The following is a 15962-nucleotide window of genomic DNA, read 5'->3' as shown; positions in this document are numbered from 1 at the left end:
CCGCGCATTCGAGTGCGCCTTTTGCTCGACATGAACAAAAACTTTTTAAATTGCGTCTGCGACGTTAGAACTTATATTCCAGCATGCCACTCAGGGTGCGGCCACGCGCCAAACTCAAGTTATTGGCATCGCCCATGGCCACGAAATAGGCCTCGTCCGTGGCGTTTTCCAACACCAGCGTGAGGTTCAAGGCATCGGTTGCCCAGTAGCTGGCATACAGGTCATACACGCTGTACTTGGGCCACGTCGCTTGCTCAAGGTTGGCATAGTTATGGGTATTAATATCCGATCCATTACCGGGGCTGTAACGCAAACGAACTCCCGTATCCAGACGTCGCTCAAGGAACCGCGCACCCACGGTCAATGAACCACGGTCTGCCGGCATGTAGGCAGCAGCCCCCATCACACCGCCGCAACTGACCTTATTGTTGCGGTCATCATCATCCAGCCATTCAGTTTCATGCACCGAACGTAAACTCCACCGTCCATTAGGTAACTGGAAACGTTCATAGCTACTCTTTAGCCTTTTCCCAAACTTCTTGGCGCCGCCCATGAAGTAGTTTTTAGAACAAAAGTCGTTACTCCCGATCATGTGCGTATAACTGAGATTGGTGTACATACGCCCCATGTCATAGTTGAGTTGATACTCAACCCCTCGAAAGTTTGTGTCACTCAAACTATTAACGTAGGCCAGGTCCCCAAAATTACCCGATGCCGTTTCTTCGGGCAGCATGATGCCGTATTGCATAAACGAAAAGTTTTTGACGCGGCTATCAAAGTAAGACACTTTCATGCCTAACCGGTCATTATTGAAAAACAAAGACTCTTTAAAAATATTAAAACCAACTTCCCAGTCGCGGGACTCTTCAGGCTTTAGAAACGGGTTGGGGAATACCCGCTCAGGCGCATTACCGCCATGGGGGCGACCGGTCATGAACACTTCCGTCACGGCGGGTGGGCGCCAGCCCTTGCCCCAGTGAGTGTAGAGCTGCAACCAGTCCACGCCCGGCTTGATTGCCAGGCCGAAGGTGGGGGAAAACTGACCTTGAGTACGATCTATGTCATAGACGTTTTCAGTCCGCACGGCCGGACCACTGCCGATCACTTCTACGCCGTTTTGGTGGCGGATGACTTTTTTGCGGTACTGGGTCATGCCCGTTTCGCCTTCAAGCCGGTAACGGTCATAACGCAGACCACCGCTGACGGTCAGCCAACCGTCATAGTCGTATTGCAGGTTGCTGAACAGGCTGGCCATGCCCCGCTTGCCCGCAGGGTCAGCACCCTCGATATAAGGCAGGGTGACTTCATTTTTAGCGGCGACTTTGCCGGTCTTGGGCTTGAAGGTGTCCTGATACATTTCCAGGCCATAGGTCCAGTTCAACTGGCCGAAGGTGTCGAAGTTGAACAGCGACGTGTTCTGGGCTTGCAGGCCCCAGGTGTCGGTACGAAACCGATCCTTGTAAGCACCAAAGGCGTTATCGGGCGTGGCGTTATGCCGGGCGTTGGCACGAACAAGCTCCGTGCTGACGAAATACAGCTTGCTCTTGAAATCAATCAGCTCGTTGTCCGGGTTAAAGCTGTAGTCAACGGCGTAGTTGACGGTGCCCAAATTGTTTTTGCTGTGGCGCACATAGTCGTAACCCTTCTGGTCAGAGGTGGCGTAGGTCCACGAGTCATTGCTGTCGCTGTCGGTGTTCAAGTAAGTGAATTGCACGCGCTGATCGTTCGCCAGGTTGAGCCCGAACTTGGCCATCTGCGAGCGCGTCACACTGCCGGCATCCCCCACTTCACTTTTCAGCCAGTCATTCCAGGCTTCACGACGTGATTGCTTGACCCTGATTTCACGCCCCAGGTTATCGGCGTTCTGCCGACCGCTGCGGTAGTTACCGAAGTGACGCTCACTGTAGGCAAACAGGACGTCACCGATGTCGTTACCGAAGGCAAAGACTCCACCGCCGTTGAAGTAGGTGCCGTTGCCCATTTCACCAATGCCGCTGCCCGCACGAATACGGCCGCCAAACTCTTTGCCGTCTTTGAGGAACTCGCTGGCTTGGAGGGTGTTGAAGGTGGCGATCCCGCCCAGTACCGCCGCACCGCCCATCCCGGACTGAGAGCCCTTTTCGATTTCGATGCTGGAGATCATTTCCGGGTCGATCAGCATCACGCCATTGCGATGCTGGTGGCCGTTAACGTTGAAGTTCTGGCGCATGCCATCCACGTTCATGTTGACCCGGCCATAGTCCTGCAATCCGCGAATATTGACTGACAGCCCAGGGTCACGCTGGTCCACGGCGGTGTACACGCCCGGGGTTTCTTCCAGCATGTCAGCCGTGTGGCGTGGCGCGCGCTTGTTGATTTGCTCGCTGGTAATCACCGACACCGCTTCGGGGGTCTGGTACACCCAATCCGCGCTATTGCCTTCGGCCTCACTGGCAGAAATTGACGTGGTGCCCAGTGCCAGCGCGCCTTTTAGGTCGCCGCTCACACGGGTTAGGGTGACTTGGCGCTCACCGGTAAAACGGTATTCAATCGGGTTATTGCCCACCAGTCGCGCCAGACCTTCCTGAACCCCGAAGTCGCCTTTGAGCGCTTGAGCGTGCAGGCCTTGCAACATCTGGGTGTCGAACAGCACCTGCAAACCCGCCTGTTCGGCGAATTGCAGTACCGCTTTGTCCAGCGGCTGCGCCGGGATATGGAAGGCTATAAACGCTTGCCGGACCGCACTGCTGACTGTTTGCGCGGCCTGTAGCGGCGCTTGCACGGCTAACAATGCGAATACACCGACATGAACTGCAAAGGCTAACCGGCTTACGGCCCCGATACCTTTGCGCTGATTGAACACCATTATTGTTATCCCCAAGCGTGCACGATTTGCTTTGCGAATGAATCTCAATAGCAAGACGAACAACAGGGGAAAAGTCAGTAACGGTTTTTGCGATTAATTTTCAAATGGGCGAAACAGGCAGGCCGCGGCCTTTAAGAACCACAAAATCGCAGCCTGCACGGTGATCAATAAATCAGGCTGAGGCCCGCCACTTCGACGCGTTTTACGTGCAGTTCACGGGTGAGCGTATGCAGCGCGCTGTCGAGCATTTCAAGGCGGAAGACGCCGCTAACCTGCCGATTGGCCAAGGAGGGATTGGCCAATACGATCTGACCGGGGCGATAGCGGTTGAGTTGCTCAATCACTTGCGCCAACGGCTGGCGGTCAAAAACCAACACGCCACGTCGCCAACCGGTAGCAGCACTCAGGTCGAACTCCGGCAACGGTTGTACACCGTCGGCCTGGCTGTAACGGGCGCTTTGCCCCTCTTTGAGCACGTATTTCGCTGCACCGTTGGCGGGAGGTGTTTGCAGGCTGACTGCCACACTGTGTTGCAACACACCAACCCAAGCCTGATTGCCGCTCTCGCGCCCCACTACAAACTGTGTGCCCAGGGCTTGGGTTTGGCCTCCTGCGCTTTGCACGACAAAGGGCCGGTTTTCGGCCTCGCCCATGGGCGCCACATCAAACACGGCGGACCCCGCCAACAGGCTGATACGCCGCTGCTGCGTGTCATAGTCGATGCGGATTGCACTGGAGGCATCCAGCTCAACCGAGCTGCCGTCATCCAGTTGCACCGTGCGCAACTCGCCGGTGCCGGTTTGATAGTCCGCCTGCATGTGCACCAGCAAGCCCGGGCCACTGACCCACGCTACAGCGATGAGGACGGACAGCGCGACAGCGCGCCCTACCTTGCGCAACGGTCGACGCCGTCGAGCCACTGAGGCAGGCACCGTGCGGGGCGATTCAGGACGCAAACGATGAGCCACGGTCTGCTCCCCGTCAGGCTCTAGCGCCAACTCGCCCAATGCGGCCCACGTCTGTTGTGCGAAGTGCAAGGCTGGCGCGTGGCGCTCATCGGCCGCCAGCCAGCGGCTCAGGTGCAGCTGCGCCTCTTCACTCAACGCACCCGCGTGCAAGCGCACCGCCCACTCGGCGGCCGCCTCAGTAATGGTTTGCTGTTCGGGGCCTTGGCTATTCACGTGTGAATCTCAATTTCTCGTTATGTATAAGCAGTGACGTCTTGCCTGAAGATTCTCAGTAAACCATTCGTCGACATGTAGGAAAGTTATGACTCCGGCGACTGCAAACGCTGCATGACATAAGCCAATGCTTTCGACAGATGCTTTTGCACTGAGCTGTCAGAAATTTCAAGGTGGCGCGCCACTTCCGCGTGGGTCATGCCTTCGATCCGGTTGAGCCTAAATATCTCCCGGGTGCGTTCAGGCAACTGCGCCAATGCCTGTTTTAACGCCATGCGCTGTTGTTCAGCCATCGCCTGGGCCTCCAGCCCTGCCAGTTCGTCCTCGATTTGAGCCAATGCCTCATGGGTCACTGAGTCTGTTTTGCGTCGGGTTTCCTGACGAATGTGATCCACCAGCAGGTTGCGCGCCGTGCGGTAGAGGTAGCCGGGGGAGTTGTCGATGGTGTGTTTGCGCCCATGCTCGGCCATGCGCAGGAAACTTTCCTGAACCAGATCGGCAGCCAGTTGCGGGTCTCGTACCTTGCGCGCCAAATACCCGCGCAGGGTGCTGGCATGCTTGATGAACAAGCCCTTGAGGTCCATATCCGACAAACTGACTCCCTGACGCATGAAGGAAGGGGGCGCCATCTTACTTTTTGTCGAGAATGATTTTCAATTGAAATTAGCGTCCCGTGCGCAGGCAGGCCCACTCAGTTCTGCGACGGCTGCGCACTAAGTGCCATACTTTGCGGTCACTGGAAGAACGTCTGACGACCGGGCTGGCGCAGCTCCTACTCAGCAACAACACTTACCAACAAGATTTACAGAGGAAACCTCCATGCTTTGGAAAAAAGGCCGACGTAGCGACAACGTGGAAGACGTGCGCGATCAAAGCACCGGAGGCGGCGGGATGCGCATCGGTGGTGGCAAGGGCTTGAGTTTGATCGCCGTCGTCGTGATCGTGGGCTTCGGTCTGCTGACCGGACAGGACCCGATGCAAATCCTCGGGCAACTGAGCGGGCAACTGGGCGAGCAATCCTCCCCGCAAGTCACTCAGCAAGCCGGGCATGCGCCCCCCGCCAACGACCAACAAGCCGAGTTTGTGCGCGCCGTGCTGGGCGACACCGAAGACACCTGGCGCCAGGTGTTTCAACAGGCCGGTCGAACCTACAAAGACCCGACGCTGGTGCTGTTTCGCGGCCAGATCAACTCCGCGTGCGGCTTCGCCTCATCGGCCAGCGGTCCGTTTTATTGCCCAGCCGACCAAAAGGTCTATCTGGACATGAGTTTCTTCCAGGAAATGGCTCAACGCTTTCAAGCCGCCGGCGAGTTCGCGCAGGCGTATGTGATCGCGCATGAAGTAGGCCATCACGTGCAAACGCTGCTGGGCGTGTCATCCAAGATGCAGATGGCCCGTCAGCAAGGTAAACGCATGGAAGGTGACGGCGGCCTGCTGGTACGTCAGGAGCTACAAGCCGACTGCCTGGCAGGGGTGTGGGCCAATTTGGCGCAAAAGCGTTTGAACTGGCTGGAACCGGGGGATATCGAGTCAGCCTTGAATGCGGCCAACGCCATCGGCGATGATCGCTTGCAGCAACAAGGGCAAGGCCGTGTGGTGCCGGACTCGTTCACCCACGGCACCTCGGCGCAACGGGTTAAATGGTTCAAGACCGGCTTTGCGCAGGGCAACATCAACCAATGCGACACCTTTTCGGCAGCGAGGTTGTAAATGGGTGCACGGGGTTTGGTGTCATGGATCGTGTTACTGGCCGCCTGCACCACGGCGCAGGCCGCTGAACACGGGGTGAAAGCGCTTAGCCCTGAACGCCTTGCGCTCAACCCCGGCGAGTTGAGCATTGGCTTAAGTCAAGACTGGCAGCACCCTCTGCCTGAGGTGCAACGGGCAGTGATTGTGATTCACGGACGTTTACGCAACGCCCAGACGTATTTGCACAGTGCGCAGCAAGCGGCGGCGCAAGCCGGGGTGCTGTCCACCACGCTGATTATCGCCCCACAGTTTTTAAATGAGCGCGATAACACGCGGCATCGCTTGCCGGACGCGGTGTTGCGCTGGCAAGGGAACGACTGGATGGGCGGGCAGCCCGCCATCAGCCCTGCGCCCCTCAGTTCGTATACTGCGCTGGATCAGATCCTCAACCAGCTCAATGACCGCACGCGTTTCCCGGCCTTGCGCGAGGTGGTGATTGCGGGGCATTCCGGCGGTGCGCAAGTGGTACAGCGTTATGCGCTGACCACCCGGGCGGACAAGGCGTTGCAGGCCGACGGGATCAAGGTGCGCTACGTAATCGCCAACCCGTCAAGTTACGCCTGGCTCACCAAACAGCGGCCCGTTGCGACGTTCGATGCTGCCACCTGCCCTGGGTTCAATACCTGGAAGTACGGGCTCAACGACTTGCCTGCCTATGCCGAAGGGCAAAAACACCATCAGCTGGAAGCGTCGTACGTTGAGCGGGACGTCACCTATCTATTGGGTGCCAACGACATCGACCCCAATCACCCTGCGCTGGATAAAAGCTGCGAGGCAGAGGCTCAAGGGGCTTTCAGGCTGGTCCGCGGCAAGAATTATTTCGCGTCTTTAACCCAGCGCCATCCGCAGGGGCTGCACCAGCGTTTGGTTGAAGTGCCGGGGGTTGGGCACAACGGCGATCAGATGTTCACCTCGCCCGAGGGGCAAAAAGCATTGTTTGGGCAGTAGGACAGTCCCGCAGGCTGTGAGCTTTCAAGATCAAAAGCTCCCAGTCTGTCAGGCCAATAAGCGCCGTAGCTCAAAGCAGTCTTTGGCGTGCCAGTCAGTCAGTTCGGGCCACGGGTTTTGCGGCACGTTGACCAGCACTGTCCGGGCTCCCGCTGCACGACCACACTCAAGATCGAAGCGAAAATCCCCCACCATCACCATCTGTGCAGGCGTTACGCCCCACGCGTTGGCCAATTGCAGCAAGCCGTCCGGGTCGGGCTTGTGCGCAGCGTTGTCGCGCCCCAATACGTCTTGCGCCGCAAAGCATTGCTCCAGGCCAATCGCCTTAAGGGTGATGCGCGCCAGCTCTTGGGCATTGCGGGTCAACACCCCTAAGCGCACACCACGCTCATGCAAATCAAGAACCAGCTCCACCGCGCCCGGCGCAGGCGTCGAGGCAAGCGCCAGTTCACGCTCGTGTTCGAGCAGCCAGGCATGCTTCTCGGCCGACTCAGCAGGCGGTAAGCCCGCAAGGTGGGTGAGGATGTCTTCGTCGTCCGCAATGCACAGCTCACGGTGAATCAGCTTGAAGTCATGCACAGCCACCGTCAGCGTGCCGTCCATGTCGAATACCCAGTGTTTTATGTTCTTAAGCGTCATGCCCAGTCCTTGCGATGGCGAATCAAACCTTCTTGTGTCACTGACGCAACCAGCTGGCCAGCCCGGTTATACACGCTGCCACGGGAGAACCCGCGCGAGTTGCCCGCCCACGGGCTGTCCATTGCGTAGAGCAACCAGTCATCGGCACGCAGGTCCGCATGGAACCACAGCGCGTGGTCGAGGCTGGCCACTTGCATGTCTTTTTGCCATACGCCTTTGCCGTGCGGCAGCAGCGAGGTGGTCAGTAAACCGAAGTCCGAGGCGTAGGCCAGCAGGTATTTGTGCAGCGCTGGCGTGTCGGCCAATGCGCCATCGGCGCGAAACCACACGTATTTGACCGGATCGCTGACCTTGGGGTTGAACGGGTCTTCACCGACCACCGGACGAAACTCGATGGGCTTGGCACACAGCAGTTTTTCGCGCATGGCTTCGGGGATCAAATGCGCGCGCTGACGCGTGATCTCAAGCTCGGAAGGCAAGTTCTCCGGGCCGACCACGTCGGGCATGGTGGTTTGGTGCTCAAAGCCGCCTTCGTCGTACTGAAACGAGGCGCTACAGGTGAAAATCGGCTGGCCCTTCTGGATCGCCGTCACTCGACGCGTGCTGAAACTGCCGCCATCGCGCACACGGTCAACCTGATACACCACCGCCAGTCCCGCATCACCGGGGCGCAAGAAGTAACCGTGCATCGAGTGCACGTGCCGAGCGTCTTCAACCGTCTGGCTCATGGCGGACAGCGATTGGCCCAGCACCTGACCGCCGAACAGCTGGCGAAAGCCCAAATCCTGACTGCGGCCGCGAAAGAGGTTCTCTTCAATCGGTTCCAGGGTCAGCAGGTTGACCAGATCATCCAACACTTGGCTCATTCAGATTTTCCTCACACAGAGCAATGCCGGCGCACTCTACGTTGCGACGGCCAACAAAAATTTGGCACTTGCCACTTAACCTACAACTTGAAAGTCATTTGCCTGCTTATCCGTGCAGTGTTTCCAGCCATTGAGCGCGGCTGATCCGATAGAGCACATGCTTGCTTAACGGATGACCCGGTTCCAACCCCGGATGTTCAAAATCACCGGCCATATCACGCTGCATGCCGATGGCTTGCATCACTTTCTGTGATGGCACGTTGGCCTCAGTGGTAAATGAAACCACTTGATCCAGCGCCAGCCGGTCAAACGCACAACGCAATACCGCCCACGCCGCCTCACTGGCGTAACCCACCCCCCAATGTTTGGGGTCCAGGCGCCAGCCGATCTCGACAGCCGGGGCGAAATGCGCTTTGAAACCGATCTGCGACAGGCCCGTGAAGCCAATAAACGCACCCGTGTCTTTGCGTTCCACCGCCCAAAACCCATAGCCGTGTTCGGCAAAATGACCACGAAAACGACCAATCACCGAGGCGCTTTCAAGACGGCTCAGAGACTTTGGAAAATAGCGCATGACCTGCGGATCGGCGCACATGGCAGCGAACTCCGCCAAATCGGTGTCACGCCAGGGACGCAGACGCAGACGAGCGCTTTCGAGTTCCTGAATTTGCTCCATCTGGCTCCTCCGATGGGTTACGCGGGTTTTCATCTGTCGGGCAGTGTACCGCGCTGATAAGATCCGGCGCTCGCTCCTACATGAAATCACTATGCCTTTACCGCTGATTTATCACGATGATTACAGCCCGCCGTTCCCGGCTGAGCATCGCTTCCCGATGGATAAATTCCGCTTGCTACGTGATCACCTGGTTGCAACCGGGCTGACCTGTGATGCAGACCTGCTACGCCCCTCGTTATGCCCTGTGGATATCCTCGCGCTGGCCCATGACCCGGCGTATATCGCGCGTTACATGGCTGGCGAACTGGCCCACGAAGACCAGCGGCGCCTGGGCTTGCCGTGGAGCGAAGCCCTGGCGCGCAGGACGATTCGCGCCGTGGGCGGCTCCCTGCTCGCCGCCGAGCAGGCACTGGAGCATGGGTTGGCCTGCCATTTGGCCGGCGGTACTCATCATGCGCATTACGATCACCCCGCGGGCTTTTGCATCTTTAACGATTTAGCGGTCATCAGCCGTTACCTGCTGGAAAGCGGGCGCGTCAATCGGGTACTGATTTTTGACTGCGATGTGCATCAAGGTGATGGCACCGCCCGAATTCTTGAACATACGCCTGATGCGATTACCGTTTCCCTGCACTGCGAGAAGAATTTTCCGGCGCGCAAGGCGCAAAGTGATTGGGACATTGGGTTGCCGATGGGCATGGGTGATGCGGCGTACTTACAAGTGGTCGACGAAGCGCTCAATTATCTGTTGCCGCTGTATCAACCAGACCTGGTGCTGTACGACGCTGGGGTCGACGTGCATCAAGATGACGCGCTGGGTTATTTGAAGCTGACCGACGCTGGCGTCGCCGCGCGCGATGTGGCGGTGATGCGCCATTGTCTGGGCCGCGATATACCGGTGGTCGGGGTGATTGGCGGTGGTTACAGCAAAGACCGCAAGGCGTTGGCGCGACGGCACGGGATTTTGCATCACAGCGCACAACACGTCTGGGAGTCATACGGTTGTCATTAATATGTGATTGTTACCCACAATGCCTGTGGAACTGCCTGTGGATAACCTGAGCGAAAGCCGTTGCAGGCCATATGAAACAAGGCGTGTAGAGCACTGTATGTTTTTCGTACAGCTCATACCTGACACTGCGTAGCCGCCTGCGCCAGCGGCTAGGGGAGATATGAAGCATGGTCAGGTAGAATGCAGCGCTTATTTCGCCGATTTGCAGCTCGCCATGACTGACACCAACACGCCCCTTCCCTTTCATGTCGCCATCATTGGCGGTGGCCCGGCCGGGCTGATGGCCGCTGAAGTGCTGAGTCAGGCTGGCGTGCGGGTGGATGTGTACGACGCGATGCCCTCTGTAGGCCGCAAGTTTCTGCTCGCCGGAGTGGGCGGCATGAACATCACTCACTCCGAAGCCTGGCCCGCGTTTTTATCGCGCTACGCTGAGCGTTCGCCGCAGATGGCACCCCTATTACAGGCATTTGATGCCCAAGCCTTGCGTCAATGGATCCATGATCTGGGCATCGAGACCTTTGTCGGCAGCTCAGGCCGAGTGTTCCCCACCGACATGAAAGCAGCCCCCCTGCTGCGCGCCTGGCTCAAGCGTTTGCGCGAGTGCGGTGTGGTTATCCACACCCGCCATCGCTGGCTGGGTTGGCAGGCAGATGGCACATTGCGTATCGGCAGCCCGGAAGGTGAAAAACAGCTCAGGCCTGATGCCGTATTACTGGCCTTGGGCGGCGGCAGCTGGGCCCGCCTGGGCTCGGATGGGGCGTGGATGCCGTGGCTGGCCGAGCGCGGTGTGACGCTGGCGCCGTTACAAGCCAGCAACTGCGGCTTCGATGTGGCGGATTGGAGCGAGGTGCTGCGCAGCAAATTTGCTGGCGCACCGCTCAAGAACATTGCCATTGCCCTGGAGCATCACAGCCCGCGCTTGGGCGAATGCGTGATCACGGCCACCGGGATTGAAGGCAGCTTGATTTACGCGTGGTCCGCGCCCATCCGCGAAGCGATCAACCAACACGGGGTTGCCACACTGGTCATTGACCTGTTGCCGGGCAAGCCTGTGGATAAAGTGGCAACCGCCCTGGCCAAGCCGCGCGGCTCACGTTCGATGAGCAAACATTTGCACAGCCAGTTGGGTCTGGATGGCGTCAAAGCGGCGCTGTTACGCGAGTTGGCACCCGCTGACGCGTTCAATGACCCGGCGCGATTGGCCGAGGCGATCAAGGCGTTAGCGCTGAAACTGGTCAAGGCTCGCCCGTTGGACGAAGCCATCAGCAGTGCCGGTGGCGTGGCGTTTGAAGCGCTGGACGAACACTTGATGCTCAAGCAATTGCCCGGCGTGTTCTGCGCGGGGGAAATGCTGGATTGGGAAGCCCCCACCGGCGGCTACTTGCTCACGGGCTGCTTTGCCAGTGGCCGTGCCGCCGGGTGGGGGGTTTTACGCTGGTTGAAAGTCAAACCTTAACCCCGTAATGCCTGAACGCAGGGTCTGGGTGGCAGACCGCGCGTTCTGGCTTTACGAAGGCTGCGTCGCCGCACGCAGCCTTCGTAAATTGCTACTAAATTCGCTCAACCCTTAAGGTTTGCGCTTACGCGGGCCAGTGTTGAAAACGGGCACTTTACGCACAGGTTTCACCGAAGGTTCGGCCGGGGCCGCTTCGCCGCTGTCGACCCACTTACCCAAGTTGCGTTTGCCGCCACCGCCCGAGGTTTTCGGCTTTTTCGGCTTCTTCGGTTTTTTGATCACTTGGCCCGAGGCGTCGGTTTCAGGCACACGGTGCTCTGGCTCGAAGTCTTGCTCTTCGTGGCGCGGCAACGTTTGGCGGGTCAACATCTCGATGGCCGAGAGCATGTTCACTTCATCGGCACATACCAGCGAAATCGCTTCACCCTTTTGCCCGGCACGGCCGGTACGGCCAATACGGTGGATGTAGTCTTCAGCCACGATCGGCAGGTCAAAGTTAACCACTAACGGTAAGTCTTCGATGTCCAGACCACGGGCCGCGACGTCAGTGGCTACCAGAATCTGCACCTCGCTGGCCTTGAAACGGTCCAACGCACGTTGACGCGTGGCTTGTGGCTTGTCGCCATGAATGCCGTCAGCGTTGATGCCCAAGCCCTGTAGTTTGCCCACCAGCTCGTCGACGCCATTACGGGTTTTGGCGAACACCAGCACCTGCTTCCAGTGCTGGGTACGCAGCAAGTGCAGAAACAGCTCGGGTTTGCGCTTTTTGTCGACCGGGATGACCCACTGTTTAACGCTGCTGGCCGCGACGTTGCGTGGGCTGACTTCAATGCTCAGCGGGTTGTCGAGCATTTGCTCGCCCAGCGCGCGAATGGCATCCGAGAAGGTGGCCGAGAACAGCAAGGTTTGACGCTTTTTAGGCAGCGCGCGATAGATGTCACGCAGCTCTTCGCTGAAACCCAGATCGAGCATGCGATCGGCTTCATCGAGAATCAGGGTTTGCAGTTGGTTGAACTTGATCGCCTTTTGACGATACAGGTCGAGCAGACGACCCGGCGTGGCGACCAGTACATCGACGCCTTTGCGCATTTTCATCATCTGCGGGTTGATGCTCACACCGCCGTACACCGCGTAGGTGCTCAAAGGCAGGTGTTCGGCGTACTGGCGAATGCTTTCGTGAACCTGTTCAGCCAGCTCACGGGTGGGCACCAGCACCAGGGCACGCACAGAGTTGCTGGCCACTTTCGGGCCTTCCATGGTCAGCAATTGCAGGAGCGGCAGAGCAAAGCCACCGGTTTTGCCGGTGCCGGTCTGGGCGGCGGCCATCAGGTCGCGGCCCGCCAGCACTGCGGGGATCGCTTGGGCCTGAACCGGGGTGGGCGTCTGGTAACCGAGCGTCTCTAGGGCGCGCAGCAAGGGTTCGATCAGGCCAAGGGTGGCGAATGTCATGGGGATACCGTCGAAAAAGGTCAGCGCGTGGGTGCATAGGTTGCAATGGCGCGCAGTTTACCCTAATTCAGACGGGTTTCTGCTTACGCCACTGCGGCAAACCGATCAACACCACGGCACTGATAATGACCGCCATCGCCAGGCACTCCTCCACGCCAATGGTCTCACCCGCAAACGCGATGCCCAGCATCACCGCCACGGCGGGGTTGACGTAGGCATAACTGGTGGCCGCTGCCGGACGTACGTTTTTGAGCAAGTACATGTAGGCGCTGAAGGCGATGATCGAGCCAAAGAACACCAGATAGAGTAAGGCGCCCCAACCCGCGGCGGTGGGCATGTGCGTCATGCGCTCACCGCTCAACAGGCTACCGGCCAACAGCACGACCCCGGCGGTGAGCATTTCGGCCGCACTGGCCATCGGCCCTGCTGGCAACGGCAGGTGGCGGCTCCACACCGAACCAAAAGCCCAGGCCGCCGCCGCAAACAGGATCATCGCCGCGCCCACTGGGCTGGCTTGCAGATTGGAGCCAAGGTTGAGCATGCCGATGCCGATCAAGCCGAGCAGGATGCCCGCCCATTCCAGACGCGTGTTACGCGCGCCCCAGAAGTAACCGAACAACAAGGTAAATAGCGGCACCGTGGCCACGGCCAGTGCCGCGACCCCCGAGGCAACGCCCGAATGCTCGGCCAGGGTCACGCCGCCATTGCCACACGCCAACAACAGAAAACCAATCATTGCCGCCGAACGCCATTGCACCCACGTCGGTGCAGGTGAACCGCGCCAGCGCATAAAGGCATACATCAAACTGCCCGCCACGAGGAAGCGCACCCCGGCCATCATCAGCGGCGGCCACGACTCAATACCGATGCGGATCACCAGGTAGGTCGACCCCCAAATCACGTACAAGGCAAAAAAAGCACCGATCAGTTGCAGCGGGAAACGACGTGCGGCAGGCATGGTTCAGCTCAAAGGCAAAGGCAGGGGACCGGGAAGTGTAGACAAGAGTCGCTATCAGCAGAAGTAACAGAACGCACCAAAAGTGGCCGTACACTTTGGCGGCTCTTACAGGCAGGCAGGGTGTTTAAAACCCGCGATAGCGCTTGAGATGCTCGTTGATTTTGGCCGCAGGCACTTTTTGCAAGCTGCGCAACAGGTCGTGGTTGAGCTCGCGCAACCCGTGCTGCTGGCGCAGTTGCTCAGCCAAGTGTGTGGTCAGGTTAGCTGCCATCTCGGCATCGGCCATCGCCCGGTGAGCCTTGCCGGTGTGGGGCAAGTCGGCAAAGGTGGTGAGCGTCCCCAGCTTGTGGTTGGGCGCCTGGGGCATCAAACGGCGCGCCAGCAACAGCGAACAGGCGAAGTTCTGCAAACGGGTGCGCTTGATGCGGCCCATCTCGAAATCCCAGAACTTTTGGTCAAACGCTGCATTGTGCGAGAGCAAAGGGGTGATACCGACAAACTCGTTAACCTCGTTCATCACCTGCTCTGCCGAGGGCGCGGTGCGCAACATGGCGTTGCTGATACCCGTCAACTGCTCGATAAAGCCCGGTACGCGTACGCCCGCGTTCATCAGGCTTTGATAGCGCTCAACGATGCGCCCTTGCTCCAGAATCACCACCGCGATTTCGGTGGCCCGGCAGGTACTGCTCGGGGAGATGCCTGTGGTTTCAAAGTCGATGACGGCGATACGTTCCAAACGAGGTCAATCCTGTAAAAAAGTGAGCGTTACTTGAGTAGCAGACTGCCTTCAATCGGCACATAACGGGTCGCCGCGCGAATCAGCGAGTTGGCCGTGAGGCCGGGCACGCCGTAAACCACGGTTTGTACCCCGTGCTTGCTGGCGATGCGTTCGAGCAACAGGTCAAAGTCGCCATCGCCCGAGGCCAGCACCACTTCGTCCACATTGGCGGCAGCGTCCATGATGTCGATGGTGATGCCCACGTCCCAGTCGCCCTTGGCCGAGCCATCACTGCGCTGGATGTACGGTTTGAGCTTTACGGTGAAACCGAGGTTGCGCAGGATCTGCTGAAACTGCTGTTGCTTGCTGTCGCCCCGGTCGATGGCATACGCGTACGCCTCGACAATCTCACCGCGCTGGCTGATATCCGCCCACAGCGCAGCGTAATTAAAATGGCAGCCATAAGCCTGGCGAACCGTGTAGTAGAGGTTCTGCACATCCGCGAAGACCGCAATTCTTTTCACCGGGAGACCTCAAGGCGCCCAAGCAAGCGGGCACGCAACTGAAAACAAGGCCGCAGTATGCCAGCCTGCTGAGACTTTGCGCGGATTAACCGCCCAACGCGCGAGCACACACGCAGTTCAACACGGACATTTGCTTGGTGCAGGGTTTGATCGGTTAAAGTGGCGCACCGCTTTTGACTGTTGATACCGAACCATGAACCCGCTGACTGTTATTCGCGACTCCCTGTACTTCTTCCAGCGCAACCTGGGCCAGATTGTGGCGCTGTGCCTGCCATTGGTGATTCTTGAGGCTGTGCTGCAACAACTGGTCAACAATGCCACGGGCCCGGATGCATCGCCCGGCTACAGTTTGATCGTCGGGTTGCTGGTGTACCCGATTTACACCGCGGCTCTGATTCTGTTTCTCGACGCCCGCAGCCGGGGCGAAAGCCCGCGCAACCGTGACCTGCTGGCCCGCGCCCTGTACCTGTGGCCGCGATTTGCGCTGCTGGCCGCCATCAGCACACTGCTGATTGTGCTCGGGTTGTCGATGTTCTTTGTGCCGGGTATTTACCTCACCGTAGTGTTCGCATTTGCCGAGTACCGCTTAGTGCTGCGCGGCGAGGCGCCATTGGCCGCGCTGAAGTCTAGTTTTGGACTGAGCAAGGGCCACTTCTGGCGTATTTTCGTGTGCATTTTGGCGGTGCTGGGGCCGCTCATGCTGCTCAAGGAATTAAGCTTTTCGGTGTACCCAAAAGCTGAAAACCCCCTGCTTTCGTTAGCGTTGGAAAGTATCAACAGCTTCTTGCAGTTGTTCTTGTCTGTAGTTCTATTCCGTTTATTCATGCTGATTAGCGACGAGCCTGACAGTCGATAAAACGCCTTCCTACGTATCATCCATTGGGATGCCAGGCAGCGGTCGCGTATGCTCGCTTACATCTTGAAACTTAATAAGCCGACGC

Annotated in this window: 15 protein-coding genes; 5 read left to right on the top strand and 10 right to left on the bottom strand. The window is 58.5% G+C overall.

The features are described from left to right. Positions 1-64: 64 nt before the first annotated feature. The 3 genes from AP059_RS14260 to AP059_RS14250 all read right to left on the bottom strand — a co-directional run bounded on the left by AP059_RS14260 (position 65) and on the right by AP059_RS14250 (position 4619). Positions 65-2845 carry a TonB-dependent receptor gene (locus AP059_RS14260; protein WP_059763911.1) on the bottom strand — a complete coding sequence of 927 codons (2781 nt, stop codon included), beginning with the start codon at positions 2843-2845 and terminating at the stop codon, positions 65-67. A 164-nt stretch (positions 2846-3009) separates the two neighbouring features. Further along, positions 3010-4026: a FecR family protein gene (locus AP059_RS14255; protein WP_059763909.1), complete on the bottom strand. Its 1017-nt coding sequence runs from the start codon at positions 4024-4026 to the stop codon at positions 3010-3012. A gap of 86 nt (positions 4027-4112) precedes the next feature. Beyond that, positions 4113-4619 (bottom strand): RNA polymerase sigma factor, encoded by a 507-nt coding sequence (locus tag AP059_RS14250; RefSeq protein ID WP_059764036.1) that lies wholly within the window; start codon positions 4617-4619, stop codon positions 4113-4115. 226 nt (positions 4620-4845) lie between these two features. Between AP059_RS14250 and ypfJ the strand changes: the two genes are divergently transcribed. After that, positions 4846-5736, top strand: coding sequence for a KPN_02809 family neutral zinc metallopeptidase (ypfJ, locus tag AP059_RS14245; RefSeq protein WP_048401413.1), 891 nt, complete (start codon positions 4846-4848; stop codon positions 5734-5736). Next, complete coding sequence (locus tag AP059_RS14240) at positions 5737-6723, top strand: hypothetical protein (RefSeq protein WP_059763907.1); 987 nt, start codon at positions 5737-5739, stop codon at positions 6721-6723. It abuts the gene before it with no gap. A 48-nt stretch (positions 6724-6771) separates the two neighbouring features. On the opposite strand, the gene AP059_RS14235 is transcribed toward AP059_RS14240, so the two are convergent. The 3 genes from AP059_RS14235 to AP059_RS14225 form a co-directional block, all read right to left on the bottom strand. Continuing rightward, a complete protein-coding gene (locus AP059_RS14235; RefSeq protein WP_059763905.1) occupies positions 6772-7362 on the bottom strand; it encodes an HAD family hydrolase in 591 nt (196 codons plus the stop codon). Next, on the bottom strand, positions 7359-8228 hold the full coding sequence (tesB, locus tag AP059_RS14230) for an acyl-CoA thioesterase II (RefSeq protein ID WP_048362412.1): 870 nt from the start codon (positions 8226-8228) through the stop codon (positions 7359-7361). Before tesB ends, AP059_RS14235 begins: the two co-directional genes overlap by 4 nt. A 106-nt stretch (positions 8229-8334) precedes the next feature. Continuing rightward, positions 8335-8904: a GNAT family N-acetyltransferase gene (locus AP059_RS14225; protein ID WP_059763903.1), complete on the bottom strand. Its 570-nt coding sequence runs from the start codon at positions 8902-8904 to the stop codon at positions 8335-8337. Between the two features lie 91 nt (positions 8905-8995). Between AP059_RS14225 and AP059_RS14220 the strand changes: the two genes are divergently transcribed. Beyond that, positions 8996-9916 carry a histone deacetylase family protein gene (locus tag AP059_RS14220; RefSeq protein ID WP_059763895.1) on the top strand — a complete coding sequence of 307 codons (921 nt, stop codon included), beginning with the start codon at positions 8996-8998 and terminating at the stop codon, positions 9914-9916. Between the two features lie 214 nt (positions 9917-10130). Next, positions 10131-11372 carry a TIGR03862 family flavoprotein gene (locus AP059_RS14215; RefSeq protein ID WP_059764034.1) on the top strand — a complete coding sequence of 414 codons (1242 nt, stop codon included), beginning with the start codon at positions 10131-10133 and terminating at the stop codon, positions 11370-11372. A 111-nt stretch (positions 11373-11483) separates the two neighbouring features. Here the strand turns inward: AP059_RS14215 and AP059_RS14210 are convergent, their stop codons facing one another. The 4 genes from AP059_RS14210 to AP059_RS14195 form a co-directional block, all read right to left on the bottom strand. Then, the gene (locus AP059_RS14210) at positions 11484-12821 is read right to left on the bottom strand and encodes a DEAD/DEAH box helicase (RefSeq protein WP_059763893.1); all 1338 of its coding nucleotides are present in this window, start codon (positions 12819-12821) and stop codon (positions 11484-11486) included. Positions 12822-12888: 67 nt separating this feature from the next. After that, on the bottom strand, positions 12889-13779 hold the full coding sequence (gene yedA / locus AP059_RS14205) for a drug/metabolite exporter YedA (RefSeq protein WP_059763891.1): 891 nt from the start codon (positions 13777-13779) through the stop codon (positions 12889-12891). Positions 13780-13903: 124 nt separating this feature from the next. Further along, positions 13904-14515, bottom strand: coding sequence for a 3'-5' exonuclease (locus AP059_RS14200; RefSeq protein ID WP_059763889.1), 612 nt, complete (start codon positions 14513-14515; stop codon positions 13904-13906). A gap of 29 nt (positions 14516-14544) precedes the next feature. Then, on the bottom strand, positions 14545-15021 hold the full coding sequence (locus AP059_RS14195) for an NYN domain-containing protein (protein ID WP_059763886.1): 477 nt from the start codon (positions 15019-15021) through the stop codon (positions 14545-14547). 193 nt (positions 15022-15214) lie between these two features. On the opposite strand from AP059_RS14195, the gene AP059_RS14190 reads away from it, so the two are divergent. Next, positions 15215-15877, top strand: a complete 663-nt coding sequence (locus AP059_RS14190) for a hypothetical protein (RefSeq protein ID WP_059763884.1) — start codon at positions 15215-15217, stop codon at positions 15875-15877. The last annotated feature ends 85 nt before the right edge of the window (positions 15878-15962 follow it).

The organism is Pseudomonas sp. TAA207 (genome assembly GCF_001529285.1).
GTDB lineage: Bacteria > Pseudomonadota > Gammaproteobacteria > Pseudomonadales > Pseudomonadaceae > Aquipseudomonas > Aquipseudomonas weihenstephanensis.
This window is presented reverse-complemented; position numbering and strand designations above follow the sequence as displayed.

Bases quoted from the DNA above. Each gene is read 5' to 3' on its own strand.
- AP059_RS14260 (WP_059763911.1), bottom strand. From the start codon at position 2,845: ATGGTGTTCAATCAGCGCAAAGGTATCGGGGCCGTAAGCCGGTTAGCC.
- ypfJ (WP_048401413.1), top strand. From the start codon at position 4,846: ATGCTTTGGAAAAAAGGCCGACGTAGCGACAACGTGGAAGACGTGCGC.
- AP059_RS14240 (WP_059763907.1), top strand. From the start codon at position 5,737: ATGGGTGCACGGGGTTTGGTGTCATGGATCGTGTTACTGGCCGCCTGC.
- AP059_RS14235 (WP_059763905.1), bottom strand. From the start codon at position 7,362: ATGACGCTTAAGAACATAAAACACTGGGTATTCGACATGGACGGCACG.
- tesB (WP_048362412.1), bottom strand. From the start codon at position 8,228: ATGAGCCAAGTGTTGGATGATCTGGTCAACCTGCTGACCCTGGAACCG.
- AP059_RS14225 (WP_059763903.1), bottom strand. From the start codon at position 8,904: ATGGAGCAAATTCAGGAACTCGAAAGCGCTCGTCTGCGTCTGCGTCCC.
- AP059_RS14220 (WP_059763895.1), top strand. From the start codon at position 8,996: ATGCCTTTACCGCTGATTTATCACGATGATTACAGCCCGCCGTTCCCG.
- AP059_RS14215 (WP_059764034.1), top strand. From the start codon at position 10,131: ATGACTGACACCAACACGCCCCTTCCCTTTCATGTCGCCATCATTGGC.
- AP059_RS14210 (WP_059763893.1), bottom strand. From the start codon at position 12,821: ATGACATTCGCCACCCTTGGCCTGATCGAACCCTTGCTGCGCGCCCTA.
- yedA (WP_059763891.1), bottom strand. From the start codon at position 13,779: ATGCCTGCCGCACGTCGTTTCCCGCTGCAACTGATCGGTGCTTTTTTT.
- AP059_RS14190 (WP_059763884.1), top strand. From the start codon at position 15,215: ATGAACCCGCTGACTGTTATTCGCGACTCCCTGTACTTCTTCCAGCGC.